The organism is Roseovarius sp. B-10, from assembly GCF_056859295.1.
In genome coordinates, this window is the sequence record NZ_JBSXOE010000042.1 from 86,783 (window position 1) to 101,885 (window position 15,103).

Consider the following 15,103-nt stretch of genomic DNA (forward strand, 5'->3'; position numbering starts at 1 on the left):
CGACCTGGCCATTCCGTGACCGGACCTCAGCCCGCCGCCGCCACTGCCCGGCGCGTCATCACGCCTACGAGATGTGCGCGGTACTCGCCCGAGCCGTGCAAGTCCGAGATCATACCGTCGCCCGACAGACTCAGGCCCTGGACCGCGCCCGCCGAGAAATCGGAGCTGAGCGCAGCCTCGGCTTCGGACCAGCGGAACACGCCATCCTCGGACGCACCGGTGACCGCCACGCGCACGCCGTCCGGGTATTTTGCCACGAACACACCCACGAGCGCGAAGCGCGAGGCCGGCTGGTCGAATTTCTGGTAGCTGGCCTTCTCGGGCACGGGAAACCGCACCTCGGTGATAATCTCGCCGTCCTCCAGCGCTGTGGCGAACATCCCGTCAAAGAAGTCATCCGCCGCGATCTGCCGGTTGGTGGTCACAACCGTGGCACCCGAGGCCAACACCGCCGCCGGGTAGCAGGCCGACGGGTCATTATTGGCGAGGCTGCCGCCAATCGTGCCGCGGTTGCGCACCGCCGGGTCGCCAATATTGGCGGCGAGGCCAGCCAGCGCCGGATAGGCTCCCGCGCCCTTCGCTACGTCGGCATGGCTGGTGCCCCCACCGATGCACAGCGCACCGTCGTCGGCGGTACAGATGCCCTTGATCTCGTCCACCCCCGACAGCGCGACGAGCTGCGCGGGCGCAGCCAGGCGCGCCTTGAGCGCCGGAATGAGCGTTTGCCCGCCACCCAGCGCCTGCGACTCCTCGGCGCCCAGCGCCTTCACGGCATCGGCCAGAGTGGTGGGCCGGTCTATCTCGAAAGCATACATGTTCTGTCCTCCCTCAGCCCTGCATCGCCTGCCATACCCGCGACGGCGAGAGCGGCATGTCGATATGGGTGATGTTGCTGCCACCCGTGCGCAGCGCATCCACGACCGCGTTGACCACGGCGGGCGGGCTGCCGATGGCCCCGGCCTCGCCGCAGCCCTTCACGCCCAGCGGGTTGTGGGTGCAGGGCGTCTGGCAGGAATGATCGACATGGTAGAATGGCAAGTCATCCGCGCGCGGCATGGCGTAATCCATGTAGCTGCCAGTCAGGAGCTGACCGTTCTCGTCATAGGCGCAGCCCTCGAGCAGCGCCTGCCCGATGCCCTGCGCAAGGCCCCCGTGCACCTGCCCCTCGACAATCATCGGGTTGACCACGTTGCCGAAATCGTCCGCGGCGGCAAAGCGTTCGATAGTTACGCGCCCGGTCTCGGGATCAACTTCCACCTCGCAGGCATAGGCCCCCGCCGGGTAGGTAAAGTTGGCCGGGTCATAGAACGCCGTCTCCTCCAGGCCCGGCTCGATATCCTCCAGCGGGTAATTGTGCGGCACGTAGGCCGCCAGCGTCACGTCGCCCCAGGCCACCGACTTGTCGGTGCCCGCGACCGTGAATTGCCCGTCCTTCAACTCGATATCGCCCTCCGAGGCCTCCATCAGGTGGGCGGCGATCTTGCGCGCCTTGTTGATGATCTTCTCGGTGGCGCGCACCATCGCCGAGCCGCCGACCGCGAGGCTGCGCGACCCATAGGTGCCCATGCCCATCGGCACGCGGGCGGTGTCGCCATGCACGATATCCACCTGGTCGGCGTCGATGCCGATCATCTCGGCGATCACCTGCGCAAAGGTGGTCTCGTGGCCCTGTCCGTGGCTATGGCTGCCGGTCATAACGGTGAGCCCGCCGGTGGCGTTGACGCGCACCGTTGCGCTCTCGTAGAGGCCCGCGCGCGCACCAAGCTGGCCGACGAGGTTCGACGGCGCGATGCCGCAGGCCTCGATATAGCAGTTGACGCCGAGGCCGCGCAGCTTACCGCGCTTTTCGCTCTCGGCCCGCCGGGCGGCGAAGCCCTTGATGTCGGCGATCTCCTCGAGCTTGTCCATCGTGGCGTGGTAATCACCGGTGTCGTATTCCACCGCCACCGGCGTGGCATAGGGAAACTCGGTGATGAAATTCTGCCGCCGCAGCGCGATCGGATCGACGCCCAGCTCGCGCGCCGCCTTGTCTATCACGCGCTCCAGCTGATAAGTCGCCTCGGGCCGCCCGGCCCCGCGATAGGCGTCCACGGGTACGGTGTTGGTGAACACCGCCTTGACGTTTACGTAGATCAGCGGCGTCTTGTAGTTTCCGGCCATCAGAGTGCCGTGCAGCCAGGTCGGCACGCAGGGCGCAAAGGTGCTCAGATACGCGCCCATGTTGGCATGGGTCTCGGTGCGCAGCGCGGTAAAGTTATTGTCCGCATCGAGCGCCAGTTCGATCTTGGTCACGTGGTCGCGCCCGTGCGCGTCCGACATGAACGCCTCCGATCGGGTCGAGGTCCACTTGACCGGGCGGTTGAGCGCACGCGCCGCAAAGGTGCAGAACGCCTCCTCAGCATAGTGGTAGATCTTCGAGCCGAACCCGCCGCCCACGTCGGGCGCCACCACACGCAGCTTGTGCTCGGGGATGCCCAGCACGAAGGCGCCCATCAGCAGCCGGATCACATGCGGATTCTGGGATGTGGTGTAGAGGGTCGATTCGTCGCTCGCGCGGTTGTAGTCGCCCACCGCCACGCGCGGTTCCATCGGGTTGGCGATGAGCCGGTTGTTCACGAGCTCCAGCGAGGTGACATGCGCGGCCTTGCCGAACGCCTCGTCCACCGCCGCCTTGTTCTCCTCGACGAAGCCCCAGTCGTAACAGAGGTTCGAGGTGAGATCATCATGCACCTTGGTCGCGCCGTCCTCCAGCGCCGCCTTCATGTCCACGACAGCCGGCAATTCCTCGATATCGAGGACGATCGCCTCGGCGGCGTCACGCGCCTGCTCGCGGGTCTCGGCTACCACGGCGGCGATGGGGTCGCCGACGTGGCGCACCTTGCCCTGCGCCAGCACCGGGTGCGCCGGCTCCTGCATCACCTCGCCGAACCGGTCGGTAACCTGCCAGCCGCAGGGGATACCGCCGACACCTTCGAAATCCGCGCCGGTAAAGACCCGGATAACGCCGGGCATGCCCTCGGCATCGGTGGTATCGACCTTGTTCAGCCGCCCATGCGCGACGTCCGACCGCAGGAAATGCACATAGGCCTGGCCGCGCAGGTTGATGTCGTCGGTATAATTTCCCGTGCCGGTCAGAAAGCGCACGTCCTCGCGCCGCTTGCTGCTGGCACCGATGCCTCCATCCTTTGGCATGTCTCGATCCTCCCTGAATCTTCCGGGGTCTCCCCCGTCCCTGACCCGCGGCGATTCAACTTGCCCGAAATACTTCGGGGGAGCGCCGCAGGCGCGGGGGCAGCGCCCCCTCGATATCGCCTATTCCGCCGCGACCCGGCTCACATCCTGGCCGCTCGCCGCCATGATCGCTTTCACGATGTTGTGATAGCCGGTGCAGCGGCAGATATTACCCTCGAGATAGTCGCGAATCTCCGCCTCCGTCGGCGTCGGGTTCTCGGCCAGAAGGGCCGCCGCTGACATTACCATGCCCGGCGTGCAGAATCCGCATTGCAACCCGTGATGGTCCTGGAACGCGGACTGGATCGGATGCATCGTGCCGTCGGGTTCGGCCATCCCCTCGATGGTCTTCACCTCGGCACCCTCCGCCTCGGCGGCAAAGATGGTGCAGGCTTTCACTGCGCGCCCATCCACATGCACCACACAGGCACCGCACTGGCTGGTGTCACAGCCCACATGCGTACCCGTCAGGCCGAGATTGTCTCTGATGAAATCCACAAGCAGCGTTCGGCCCTCGATCTGGCCTTTCGCCGGCTTGCCGTTCACGGTCATGCTGACCTCTGGCATTGGCTCCTCCCGGTTGCTTTGTTCGTAGCTTCCTGACCTGAGCCTAGCGTCCGTTCCGCAAAACTCAAATGATACTTGAGCATGCCCACCGCGCGCCGGCGGTCAGCCGCGCGGGCCGCGGCGCGGCTGCGGGCGCGTGGGAATTTCCTTGAGCAGCCCGCCGACCCCCATAGCCGCGATTTCCTCGGCCCCGCAGGACAGGCCGCAGGCGACACGCGCCAGCACCCAGTCGGCCCCGTGCAGGACGGGCGAGCGCGCGCTGCCGGGCAGGCCGATCACGGGCCGCGCGCCGATCTCACCCAGAAACAGCAGGTTGCCGGGGTCGACCGGCAGCCCGAATCGGATGAGCCGTCCGCCCGCGCGGCGGAGCGCCTGCGGGGCTGTGTCGCGTACATCCGAGGTGGCCGAGGCGGTGAGGATGAGCACGATCTCGCCCGGTGCCTCGATGATCGCCCGCGCCAGCGCCACCGCGTCATGGGCGCAGGTTGCCGTTCCCGCCATCTCCATCCCCAGCCCGGTGACCCGTGCGGCGATCGCCTCCGCGCCCTTGTCGCCCGGCCCGCCAGCGACATCCGTCACGATCAGACTCGCGGTCGCATACCGCGCCGTGGCCAGCCGGACCGAACCGCGCGCCGACTCTGCCGCGCGCTCCACCGCCGCACTCGGCACACCATAGGCGATGATCTTGACCGTCGCGATCATGCCGCCCGCGCGGATCTGGTGGCGGTCGGGCACGGTGGCCACAGTGATCATCGAATCGATGGCGTTGGCTGCGTTGATGGCGGCGGCGTCGAGGCAGATCACGCCGGGCGCCTCGGCTGTCAGGTTCACGCGGCCCGTGAACGGGGGACTCAGGCCAATCCCGTCGGCCCCGTCATGCAGCGCGCGCGCCAGCGCATCGGCCGCGGCATCCTCGTGCAGATCGCCCGCTTCCAGCCGCGCGACCGTCACCTCGCCATAGCCCGCCGCCGCCAGCGCCGCGATCTCGTCTGCGCCCAGCACTGCCCCCTTGCGCAACCGCCCCGTGGCCACCTGCTCGGAATGGGCGAGAATCGCACCCTCTGCCTGATCCAGCGGCACGGCGCCGAATTTCATGTGCCTTTCCTCAGAACCTGCGTCATCTGGGCCAGGATGCTTACCGCGATCTCCGCCGGCCCCGCCGCCCCGATATCGAGGCCGATGGGGCCATGAATGCGCTCGATCTCGACCTCGGAGAATCCGGCGTCGGTCAGCCGCGCCACCCGCTTGGCATGGGTCCGGGTGGAGCCCAGGGCACCTATATAGAACACCTCCGAGCGCAGCGCCTCCCCGAGCGCGGGATCGTCCAGCTTGGGATCATGCGTCAACAAGACAAGCGCCGTGCGCCCATCCAGCCCCAGCGCGCGCAAGCCCTCGTCGGGCCAGTCGTCCAGAACCGTCTCGCCCGGAAACCGTGCCTCCGAGGCAAAGCTCTCGCGCGGGTCGATCACCACTGGGTCAAAGCCCGCGATCCGCGCCATCGGCACCAGCGCCTGCGCGATGTGCACGGCCCCCACGACAATGAGACGAAGCGGCGGGTTGTGGATGGCGACGAAGGTCTCGCCGTCCTCCTCGAAGCCCGAGCGGTCCATGCGGAATCGCGCCTCGTGCCCCTCGCGCTCCAGCCGCCGCCGGGCCGTCATGCCGGTGACATAGGCAACCGGCACGCGGCCTTCCCGGGCCAGCACCAGGTTGGCCAGCACCTCCTCGGGCATGACCGACCCCACCGGCTCGACCAGCACCCGGATCGTACCACCGCAGGCGAGCCCCACGGCAAAAGCGTCGTCATCGGTGACGCCGTATTCGAGCATCTCCGGGCGGCCCGCCTCTATGGCATCCAGCGCCTCGACCACCACCGCGCCCTCAACGCAGCCGCCCGAGACCGAGCCCGCGATCTCGCCCTCGCCGCTGATTGCCAACTGGCTGCCCACCCGGCGCGGCGCACTGCCCCAAGTCTCGACCACGGTGGCGAGCGCCGCCCCCTTGCCCGCCCGGTGCCAGGCGAGCGCGGTCTCGGGGATATCGTCAAACCGGTCCGTCATGCCTTATCACCCCTCCATCGCTGCCATCAGGCGCGCCCTCTCGCCACCATCCTCGACGCGCGAGAGCGCTTCGGCAAGCTCTTCGAGAGTGGCAACCGAATGTCCGGCGCGGAACGCGTCCACATGCGGCAGCATCGCCCGGATGCCTTGGGCCTTGGGCGCGAACCCGTCCCACCGGAGCAGCGGATTGAGCCAGATCAGCCTCCGCGTCGAGAGGTGCAGCCGCTCCATCTCGTGGCCCAGTTGTCCCGCCTCCTCGCGGTCGAGCCCGTCGGTGATGAGCAGCACCACCGCCCCCTGCCCCATCACCCGGCGCGACCAGTCGCGGTTGAATGCGTGCAGGCAGGCGCCGATCCGCGTGCCGCCCTCCCAATCCTGCGCCTGTTTTCCGGCGGCGGCAAGGGCCGCATCGACGTCGCGGGTGGCCAGGTGGCGGGTGATGTTGGTGAGCTGCGTGCCGAATGTGAAGGCATGGACCCGCGCCCAGCCAGCACCCTTGTGATTGGCAACGGCATGAAGAAAATGCAGGACCATGCGGCTGTATTGGCTCATCGACCCGGAAATATCGCAAAGCACCACAAGGTTCGGCCACCGCTCGCGCGGGGTCTTGCGATGCAATCGGCGCATTTCACCGCCCCGACGCAGCGCCGCCCGCAGGCTCGCGCGCGCGTCGAGCCTCGGCCCGTGCGGATCGGCGATCCCGCGCCGAGAGGCCAGCGGACGCACCGGCAGCGACAGCCGCGCCAGCATCCGCTTCGCCTCTGCGATCTCGGCGTTGGACATCTGCTCGAAATCGAGCCTGCGCAGCCGCTCCTCGCGCGACATGGTGGCGGTGGCGTCGATCTCGATCACCGTCTCCTCGTCGAGATCCTCACCGTCGCTCTCGGGCGGTGCCCGGTCCACCCCGTCGAGCAGCGCCTCCGCCGCGCGCTTCTCCGCGGGGGCGGCGCCACGGTCCTCCTGCACGCCCCGGATGGCGGGCAGCATCATCGCCATCATGTGCTCCATGTAGCGCGGATCGCGCCAGTAGAGGCGGAATATCTGAGCGAAAACAGTCAGGTGTTCAGGTCGTGTCACCAAGCAGGCGCGCAGCGCGTAGAAAAAATCAGACCGCGAGGTGAACCCCGCCGCCGCCACCGCGCGCACCGCGTCGATTACGCGCCCGGGGCCCACCGGCAACCCGGCGGCCCTGAGCGCGCGGGCGAAATGGACGATGTTATGGGTGAGTTTCGGGTTGTCCGGCAGATCGAATGGCGCGGATTCGGTCATGGCGTCTCGTGGGGACACTGCCCCCACACCCCCGGCGTATTTCGATCAAGAAAAAACATCAGACAGGTGCCAGTCCCGCGCGCGCCTCATCCAGAATGCGCTTGGCTTCCGAACCTTGCAACCGCGCGATATCATCCTGGTATTTGAGCACCGCGCCCAGGGTGTCGGCGATCACCTCGGGGGAGAGGCTAACCACGTCGAGCGCCAGCAGGCACTTGGCCCAGTCGATCGTTTCGGCCACGCCCGGCTTCTTGAACAGATCCTCGGTGCGCAGGCGCTGGACAAAGGCCACAACCTCGCGACTGAGGCCTTCGGCAGCCTCGGGGGCACGGGCCTTCAATATCTCGATCTCGCGGTCGAAATCAGGGTACTCCACCCAGTGGTAGAGACAACGTCGCTTGACCGCGTCATGCACTTCGCGGGTACGGTTGGACGTCAGGATGACGATAGGCGGCTCGGGGGCGGCGATGGTGCCCAGTTCGGGAATCGTCACTTGAAAATCGCTCAGGGCTTCGAGCAAGAACGCCTCGAACGGCTCGTCGGTGCGGTCGATCTCGTCGATGAGCAGCACCGGCGCGCCGCCTGATTGCGGCCGCATCGCCTGCAACAGCGGGCGCTCGATCAGGAACTCCTCGGTGAAAACCTCGTCCTTGAGATGCGCGCGATCCACCCCGCCCGCGGCCTCGGCGGTGCGGATGGCGATCATCTGCCCGGCAAAGTTCCACTCGTATACGGCGGTGGCGGCATCAAGACCCTCGTAGCATTGCAACCGGATCAGGCGGCGGCCCAGCGCAAGGCTGAGCGCTTTGGCGATCTCGGTCTTGCCGGTTCCGGCCTCACCCTCCAGAAACAAGGGCCGCCCGAGCCGCAGCGCGAGAAAGGCGACGGTGCCCAGAGCGCGCCCGCAGACATAGCCTTGCGCACCGAGCATGTCCTGCACTGCGCCAATGGATTGGGGGATATTCACCTGCCAGACCTCCGTCTTCCTCGCCCCGCACAGAACTGCATGGCCCGCGTGCCCCGGTCAAGGGCGCGCACCCGTAACCCCCGCCACCTGCGACCTCGCAGAAAGCCCGCGGATTTTCCCAAGTTTCGCCCCATTCGAACGGCAATTTCTGACCTCGAAGCGGGCTGTAGACCCGCGACGGGGCAGTGTGTAGCAGACAAGGTCGGAGCGGATGCAAGACAAGAGCGATATCACCAGCGCCGATCTCACGGGGCGCGACTGGCAGGACTGGCTCGACCGCGCCGAGACGGTGATCGGCGATGACGGCTACATGCAACCGCTGGGAAGCGAGCACGCGGCGCTGTTTTGCGAGCGCAAGCCGGTGCTGCTTGTCACCTTCGAGAGCTTCGACCGGCTCGAGGTGCTTTCGGAGCGCGCGCATCCTTTCGGCTGGACCATGCTCGAAGCGCTCGGCTGGTCGCATCTTTGCCTGCTCAGCAACGGCGACACATGGTTTCGCGATGCCCGCGTCTACGGCTTTTTCGACCGACTGATTGACGACGGTTTCTTCGACGAGTTCGAGCAGGTGATCTTCTATGGTGCCGGGCCCCGCGGCTATGCCGCCGCCGCGTTCTCAGTGGCCGCGCCGGGGGCAAAGGTGCTGATGCTGCGTCCGCAGGCGACGCTCGACCCGCGTATGGCCGAGTGGGACGATCGCTATCTGGCCATGCGTCGCACCTCTTTCACCGACCGCTACGGCTATGCACCAGATATGCTCGACGCCGCCGCCCACGCGGCGCTGCTTTACGATCCCGAGATCGAACTCGACGCCATGCACTCGGCGCTGTTCAACCGCAGCAACATTTTGCGCTTCCGCACCCGCCACCTAGGCTATTCCATCGAGGAGACGCTCTCGCAGATGGGCTTACTTCCGCGCATCCTCGCTCAAATGAGCGCGGACAAACTCAACTGCCAGAGCCTCGCCCGGCTCTGGCGCAAGCGCCGAGAGGAACAGGGATATCTGTTCCCGTTGTTGCGTCGGCTGGTCAACGAGCAGCGTGACGGGCTTACCGTGCTCTTTTGCACCAACGCGCTGGCCCGGAAACGGGGCGGCCCGCGCTACCGAAACGCGCTGAGCAGGGCGCAGGCCCGTCTTGCGGAACGCGACGGCTAGCACTGGCGCAGCCGCGCGCGATTGTGTATGCGCTCGAACCATGCAATCGAGCCTGACCATCCGCCGCCCCGACGACTGGCACCTGCACCTGCGCGACGGCGCGATGCTGGCCGCCGTCCTGCCAGAGAGCGCGCGCCACTTCACCCGCGCCATCATCATGCCGAACCTCGTGCCGCCGGTCGTCACCGGCGTCCAAGCCCGCGCCTATCGCGACCGGATCATGGCCGCGCTGCCCGAGGGGATGGACTTCACCCCCCTGATGACGCTCTACCTGACGGAAGAAACCGACCCGGACGACGTGGCCGCCGCCCATGCCGAGGGACTGATTACAGCGGTCAAGCTCTACCCGGCTGGGGCCACCACCAATTCGGCCTCCGGCGTGCGCGATTTCGACCGCGTGCGCGGCGTGCTGGAGAAGATGGCCGAGGTCGGTCTGCCGCTCTGCGTGCATGGCGAGGTGACCGACCCAGAGGTGGACATCTTCGACCGCGAGGCGGCGTTTATCGACCGCGTGCTCGATCCCATCCGCCGCGTCACACCGGGGCTGCGCGTGGTGATGGAGCATGTGACCACCTCGGATGCCGTGGCCTATGTCACATCTCAGGACCGCGACCTCGCCGCCACGATCACCACCCATCACCTCGTCATCAACCGCAATCACATCCTAGTGGGCGGCATCAAACCGCATTACTACTGCCTGCCCGTGGCCAAGCGTGAGGACCACCGCCTCGCCCTGCGCGCTGCCGCCACTTCGGGCGACGCACGGTTTTTCCTCGGCACCGACAGTGCGCCCCACACCGACCCGTTGAAGGAAAGCGCCTGCGGCTGCGCCGGCTGCTTTACCGCGACGAACACGCTCTCGATCCTCGCCCACGTGTTCGAAGAGGAGGGCGCGCTCGACCGGCTCGAAGGCTTCACGTCACTCAACGGCCCAGCCTTCTACGGCCTGCCCCCGAACGAGGCGCGGATCACCTTGACCAAGGGCGATCCGGTCCCCTACCCCGACAAGATTGACACCGGCGACGGCCCCGTCACCGTCTTCGACCCCGGCTTTCCGCTCCATTGGCGGGTGGACTGAGCTTCATCTTGCCCGAAATATCCCCGCCGGAGGCATCATAGTTCTTCGGCACACCGCCCAGACCCAAGGACCACGCCATGATCCCCGCCACCTACCCCCCAAAGGATGAAATTGCCCGCCTCACCGCCCGAATGCTGCTGGAGATCGGCGCTGTGCATTTCAACGCGGACACCCCCTTCACGCTGGCCTCGGGGCTTCCCTCGCCGACCTATATCGACTGCCGCAAGCTCATCTCCTTCCCGCGCATCCGCAGCACCTTGATGGATTTTCTCAGCATCACCGTGATGCGCGAGGCCGGATTCGAGGCGTTCGACAACGTCGCCGGTGGCGAGACGGCGGGCATCCCCTTCGCCGCGCTGGTGGCCGAGCGCATGGCTCTGCCGATGACCTATGTCCGCAAGAAGCCCAAGGGCTACGGTCGCAACGCCCGCATCGAAGGCACCATGGCCGAGGGTCAACGCGTGCTGCTGGTCGAGGACCTCACCACCGATGGCGGCTCCAAGCTCAGCTTCGTCGATGCCATCCGCGAGACCGGGGCCACCTGCGCGCACACGGCGGTGATCTTCTACTACGGTATCTTCCCCGAGACCGAGCGCACCCTCGGCGATCACGGCGTGGCGCTCCACCACCTCTGCACCTGGTGGGACGTGCTGGCCGAGGCGCGCGCGCAGGGAGCCTTTGCCGCCGCGACACTCGACGAGGTCGAGGCGTTCCTGCACGCACCCCGTAAGTGGCAGGAAGCAAACAAGAAATAAATTCACGTCCAAAAGCGGTGGATAACCCGCCACTCGAATCGAAATTCCACTCCAGATATGGTAGAGTAACCGCGTAACACCACAGGATGCGGGACAGGACGTCGCGCGGATGAGGTCTCGGCCCCCTTATCCCCGCTATCGTCCACAGCTTTGTCCATGTGGCGCGAACCTTGGCTTTGGCGTAGAACACGCGAACGCCGGACATCACGAAGAACGAGGGCAGTACGGGCATGAACGAGGTCAGCGTATTCAATCCCACCGGGGCAGGGATCGAAGCCGCCGACAGTGTGCCCCATTCCATCGAGGCCGAGCAGCAGCTTCTCGGCGCGATCCTGACCAACAACGACATCTACGACCGCGTGGCCGCCATCATCGGCCCGCAGCATTTTTACGATCCCGTCCATGCTCGTATCTTCGAGACTGCGGCGGCGCGCATCACCCGCAACGCGCTTGCCTCGCCAGTGACACTGCGCGCCTTCCTCGAAGAAGATGACGGGCTCAAGGAACTCGGCGGTCCCGCCTACCTCGTCAATCTCGCGGGGGCCGCGATCTCTACCTACGCTGCGCGTGACTACGCGCAGATGATTTATGATCTCGCCATCCGCCGCGAGCTGATCGCATTGGGTCACGACATCGCCGCCCGTGCCGCTCGCGTCGAGATTGGCAGCGAGCCGGGTGACCAGATCGTCGATGCCGAACAGAAGCTCTACCAACTCGCCGAACAGGGCAAGTCGGAGAGCGGATTCCAGAGCTTTCTCAAGGCGGTCAAGGATGCCGTCGACGTCGCCAACGCCGCCTACCAGCGCGACGGTGGCCTCGCGGGGCTCGCCACCGAGCTTCACGACATGGACAGCAAGCTCGGCGGCTTGCATCGCTCGGACCTTCTGATCCTCGCCGGGCGACCCTCGATGGGCAAGACCTCGCTCGCTACCAACATCGCCTTCAACATCGCTCGCGCCTACCGCAAGGGTACGCTCCCTGACGGGACGCAGGGCACCGTGGATGGCGGCGTGGTGGGCTTCTTCTCACTCGAAATGTCGGCCGAACAGCTCGCCAGTCGCATCCTGTCCGAAGCCGCAGAAATTCCCTCGCATAAAATCCGCCGCGGTGACATGGACGAGGGCGAGTTCCGCCGCTTCGTCGAGGCCGCCAAGGCACTCGAATCCTGCCCGCTCTTCATCGACGACACCGCCGCGCTGCCGATCAGCCAGATCGCCGCACGCGCGCGGCGGCTCAAGCGCACCCACGGGCTCGACCTGTTGATCGTGGACTATCTCCAGCTCGTGCGCGGCACTGCCGAGAACCGGGTGCAGGAGATCGGCGAGATCTCGATGGGCCTAAAGGCCATCGCCAAGGAACTCGATATCCCGGTGCTCGCGCTCTCGCAGCTCTCGCGCCAGGTGGAAAGCCGCGAGGACAAGCGACCGCAGCTCTCGGACCTGCGCGAATCGGGCTCGATCGAGCAGGATGCCGACGTGGTGATGTTCGTCTTTCGCGAGGTCTATTACAAGGAACGCGAGAAACCGGGCGACCACGAGCTTGAAAAAATGGCCGACTGGCAAGAGGCAATGGCCCGGCTCGAAGGCAAGGCCGAGGTCATCATCGGCAAGCAGCGCCACGGCCCCATCGGCACGGTGGAGCTCAGCTTCGAGGACCAGTTCACGCGCTTCGGAAACCTCGTGAAACCGTGGCAGCAAGGTGCGGGCGGGGATTTCTAGCAGACAGGCCGAGACTCCGGACCGAGCGGCGCGATTGGCCCGGTTCGGACGGACAGGACGTTCCCCCGCGCGAAGCAAAGGCGTGCTTGCACGCCGCCAGCCTCACCCCGCCGCACCGCTACACCGAAGCGCGCCAGGCATCCCCTCTTCGATCCCGCCGATCAGCGCAGCGTCGTGCCCGGCGGCGCGCAGCCGCGCCACCAGTTCGTTGGCGTGCCCGGCCTCCACCGCGGCCAGCAGTCCCCCCGCCGTTTGCGGATCGTGCAGCAGCGCCTCTCGCGCCGTCTCGCCCAGCCCGGCCACGGGGGCCGCGCGCCGGTTGGCCGCCCAGATGGTCGAGCGCACCCCACGCGCGGCCAGCGCCTCGGCCCCCGGCAATATCGGCACCGCGTCCGCATCGATCCACGCTGCCACGCGCGACTCCAGGCAGATGTTGCGCAGGTGCCCTGCCAACCCGAAGCCCGTCACATCCGTCATCGCCCTCGCCCGCACGAGGATTGCCGCGGCATCGCCCTGCGGCACCGCCAGCCGCGCGAACAGCGCCACGATATCGCGGCCCTCCGCCTCTCCGCGCATCTCGGCGGCCAGCAGCGTGCCGGACCCGATCGGTCGCGTCAGGATCAGCGCGTCGCCAGGTCGCGCCCCCCCGAGCGTGATCGCCGCGCCTTCGACGATCCCGGTGAGCGAAAACCCGATGCTCGCCTCCGCCCCCATACTCGAATGGCCGCCGACAATCTCAACCCCTGCGGGATTCAGCGCCGCGCGCGCGCCCGCCATGATCTCGGCCATGCTGCGAGCCTGCAATGCCTCGCTCATCCGCGGCAGCGTCACCGACACAAGCGCCGCCTGCGGGCGCGCGCCCATCGCCCAGATATCTCCCAGCGCATGCAGCGCCGCAATCTGCGCCATCAGCCCGTGATCCTGGGTAAAGGCGCGCAGATGATCGGTACTCAGCACCTGACCCACGCCCCCGGTCTCAATTACCGCCGCATCGTCGCCCGGGCCCACGATCGCGTCACGCAGCACCGCTGGCGCCACCTTGGCCCCGCAGCCGCCGCACATCGGCTCATGGCCCTCTTCGTCCGACAATGCGCGGTCGCGCGGGGGCGGGTCTTTCCGCATCTCCGGCAACGGGTTGAACTTGCCCATGAAGGCGCGGTCGATCCGGTCCTTCCAGCGCCACAGAAGTCGCCCGGAAAAGGCGATCCCCAACTTCTCGGCCACCGCCCTTTGCTCGCCCAGCGACACCAGCTTGAGATAGTCGCGCTGCGGATGAAACGACCGCGTCGTCCCGCCGGAGAGCACCGCGCGCAGGTTGTCGCGCAGCACCGGCGCCGCGCGCACCGCAAAGACACCGGCCTTGGGCCGCGGCGCGTTTGAGTGATGCGCACAATCGCCTACGGCGAAAAGCGCTTCCTCCCCCTCAACCCGCAGATCGGGAGCGACGCGCACGAACCCGCCCTCCGTCACCGGCAGGCCGGTTTCCGCCAGCCAATCATGCGCCCGCGCCCCTGCCGCCCCGACCGTCAGGCGTGCGGGCACGCTCTCGCCGCCGTCCAGCACCACGGCCCCGGCCTGCACTTCCGCCACCTGCGCGCCCGTGCACACCCTCACCCCCATATCCGCGAGCGCCCGCATCAGCCGCGGACGCAGCACCGGCCCCTCCGGCGCGATCACGCGTGCACGTTCGATCAGGGTCACCTCGGCGCGTCCCACCACCTGCCGCAGCCGGTGCGCCATGGCCAACGCCACCTCGACCCCCGCGATACCGCCGCCGATCACCGCCGCCTCGGGGGCCTGTCGCCCCGCCGCCACATCGGCCACGAACGCCTCCCAGCGCGCGGCAAAGGGACCGAGCGGCTTGATGGCCACGCCGTGTTCCGAAAATCCTGGCAGGGTCGGCATCCGCGCATGCACGCCCACATCGACCGAAGCCACGTCATAGCCGATCTCGCGCCCGTCCCCGAGCGTGATCCGCCGCGCCTCCGCGTCGATGCCGCACACTGCGCCCACGACCAGCCGCGCGCCCGCGAAGCGCGCCAGCCGCACGAGGTCGATCTCCAGGTCGCGCTGCCGGTAATGGCCGGCCACCATCCCCGGCAGCATCCCCGAATAGGGAGCCACGGGGTTCGGGTCGATCACAGTCAGCCGCGCTCCCGCCAGCGGATCCATCCCCCACATGCGCAGCACCAGTGCATGGGCGTGCCCGCCCCCCACGAGAACGAGGTCGCGGCTCAGCGGCACGGGTTGGGGCATCATCGCGACGTCTCTCCTGCTTGACGCCCGAGCCATAGGCCAGATTGCC

General features: G+C 67.2%; 12 protein-coding genes. 4 read left to right on the plus strand and 8 right to left on the minus strand.

What is annotated here, in order from left to right:
* Positions 1–26 precede the first annotated feature (26 nt).
* The 7 genes from AC13D8_RS18180 to AC13D8_RS18210 form a co-directional block, all read right to left on the minus strand.
* Positions 27–815: an FAD binding domain-containing protein gene (locus AC13D8_RS18180; protein ID WP_482970013.1), complete on the minus strand. Its 789-nt coding sequence runs from the start codon at positions 813–815 to the stop codon at positions 27–29.
* 13 nt (positions 816–828) lie between these two features.
* Positions 829–3,192: a xanthine dehydrogenase family protein molybdopterin-binding subunit gene (locus tag AC13D8_RS18185; protein WP_482970014.1), complete on the minus strand. Its 2,364-nt coding sequence runs from the start codon at positions 3,190–3,192 to the stop codon at positions 829–831.
* 120 nt (positions 3,193–3,312) lie between these two features.
* Positions 3,313–3,798 (minus strand): (2Fe-2S)-binding protein, encoded by a 486-nt coding sequence (locus tag AC13D8_RS18190; protein ID WP_482970015.1) that lies wholly within the window; start codon positions 3,796–3,798, stop codon positions 3,313–3,315.
* A 102-nt stretch (positions 3,799–3,900) separates the two neighbouring features.
* Positions 3,901–4,893, minus strand: coding sequence for a molybdopterin-binding protein (locus AC13D8_RS18195; protein ID WP_482970016.1), 993 nt, complete (start codon positions 4,891–4,893; stop codon positions 3,901–3,903).
* Complete coding sequence (locus tag AC13D8_RS18200; RefSeq protein ID WP_482970017.1) at positions 4,890–5,858, minus strand: XdhC family protein; 969 nt, start codon at positions 5,856–5,858, stop codon at positions 4,890–4,892. The genes AC13D8_RS18195 and AC13D8_RS18200 overlap by 4 nt, the downstream gene beginning before the upstream one ends.
* Before the next feature lie 6 nt (positions 5,859–5,864).
* A complete protein-coding gene (locus tag AC13D8_RS18205) occupies positions 5,865–7,127 on the minus strand; it encodes a vWA domain-containing protein (protein ID WP_482970018.1) in 1,263 nt (420 codons plus the stop codon).
* A gap of 58 nt (positions 7,128–7,185) precedes the next feature.
* Positions 7,186–8,058: an AAA family ATPase gene (locus tag AC13D8_RS18210; RefSeq protein ID WP_482970163.1), complete on the minus strand. Its 873-nt coding sequence runs from the start codon at positions 8,056–8,058 to the stop codon at positions 7,186–7,188.
* 247 nt (positions 8,059–8,305) lie between these two features.
* On the opposite strand from AC13D8_RS18210, the gene AC13D8_RS18215 reads away from it, so the two are divergent.
* From AC13D8_RS18215 to AC13D8_RS18230, 4 genes are all read left to right on the plus strand, one after another.
* Positions 8,306–9,247, plus strand: coding sequence for a phosphoadenosine phosphosulfate reductase (locus AC13D8_RS18215; protein WP_482970019.1), 942 nt, complete (start codon positions 8,306–8,308; stop codon positions 9,245–9,247).
* A gap of 40 nt (positions 9,248–9,287) precedes the next feature.
* Entirely contained in the window at positions 9,288–10,325 is a 1,038-nt protein-coding gene (gene pyrC / locus AC13D8_RS18220; RefSeq protein ID WP_482970020.1) for a dihydroorotase, read from the plus strand.
* Positions 10,326–10,402: 77 nt separating this feature from the next.
* The gene (locus AC13D8_RS18225) at positions 10,403–11,080 is read left to right on the plus strand and encodes an orotate phosphoribosyltransferase (protein WP_482970021.1); all 678 of its coding nucleotides are present in this window, start codon (positions 10,403–10,405) and stop codon (positions 11,078–11,080) included.
* 230 nt (positions 11,081–11,310) lie between these two features.
* Positions 11,311–12,798, plus strand: a complete 1,488-nt coding sequence (locus AC13D8_RS18230; protein WP_104019344.1) for a replicative DNA helicase — start codon at positions 11,311–11,313, stop codon at positions 12,796–12,798.
* Between the two features lie 102 nt (positions 12,799–12,900).
* On the opposite strand, the gene selD is transcribed toward AC13D8_RS18230, so the two are convergent.
* A complete protein-coding gene (gene selD / locus AC13D8_RS18235) occupies positions 12,901–15,057 on the minus strand; it encodes a selenide, water dikinase SelD (RefSeq protein ID WP_482970022.1) in 2,157 nt (718 codons plus the stop codon).
* Positions 15,058–15,103: the final 46 nt, after the last annotated feature.

What these genes read in the sequence shown, in the direction of transcription:
- AC13D8_RS18180 (WP_482970013.1), bottom strand. Translation starts at nt 815, where the DNA reads ATGTATGCTTTCGAGATAGACCGGCCCACCACTCTGGCCGATGCCGTG.
- AC13D8_RS18185 (WP_482970014.1), bottom strand. Translation starts at nt 3,192, where the DNA reads ATGCCAAAGGATGGAGGCATCGGTGCCAGCAGCAAGCGGCGCGAGGAC.
- AC13D8_RS18190 (WP_482970015.1), bottom strand. Translation starts at nt 3,798, where the DNA reads ATGCCAGAGGTCAGCATGACCGTGAACGGCAAGCCGGCGAAAGGCCAG.
- AC13D8_RS18195 (WP_482970016.1), bottom strand. Translation starts at nt 4,893, where the DNA reads ATGAAATTCGGCGCCGTGCCGCTGGATCAGGCAGAGGGTGCGATTCTC.
- AC13D8_RS18200 (WP_482970017.1), bottom strand. Translation starts at nt 5,858, where the DNA reads ATGACGGACCGGTTTGACGATATCCCCGAGACCGCGCTCGCCTGGCAC.
- AC13D8_RS18205 (WP_482970018.1), bottom strand. Translation starts at nt 7,127, where the DNA reads ATGACCGAATCCGCGCCATTCGATCTGCCGGACAACCCGAAACTCACC.
- AC13D8_RS18210 (WP_482970163.1), bottom strand. Translation starts at nt 8,058, where the DNA reads ATGCTCGGTGCGCAAGGCTATGTCTGCGGGCGCGCTCTGGGCACCGTC.
- AC13D8_RS18215 (WP_482970019.1), top strand. Translation starts at nt 8,306, where the DNA reads ATGCAAGACAAGAGCGATATCACCAGCGCCGATCTCACGGGGCGCGAC.
- pyrC (WP_482970020.1), top strand. Translation starts at nt 9,288, where the DNA reads ATGCAATCGAGCCTGACCATCCGCCGCCCCGACGACTGGCACCTGCAC.
- AC13D8_RS18225 (WP_482970021.1), top strand. Translation starts at nt 10,403, where the DNA reads ATGATCCCCGCCACCTACCCCCCAAAGGATGAAATTGCCCGCCTCACC.
- AC13D8_RS18230 (WP_104019344.1), top strand. Translation starts at nt 11,311, where the DNA reads ATGAACGAGGTCAGCGTATTCAATCCCACCGGGGCAGGGATCGAAGCC.
- selD (WP_482970022.1), bottom strand. Translation starts at nt 15,057, where the DNA reads ATGATGCCCCAACCCGTGCCGCTGAGCCGCGACCTCGTTCTCGTGGGG.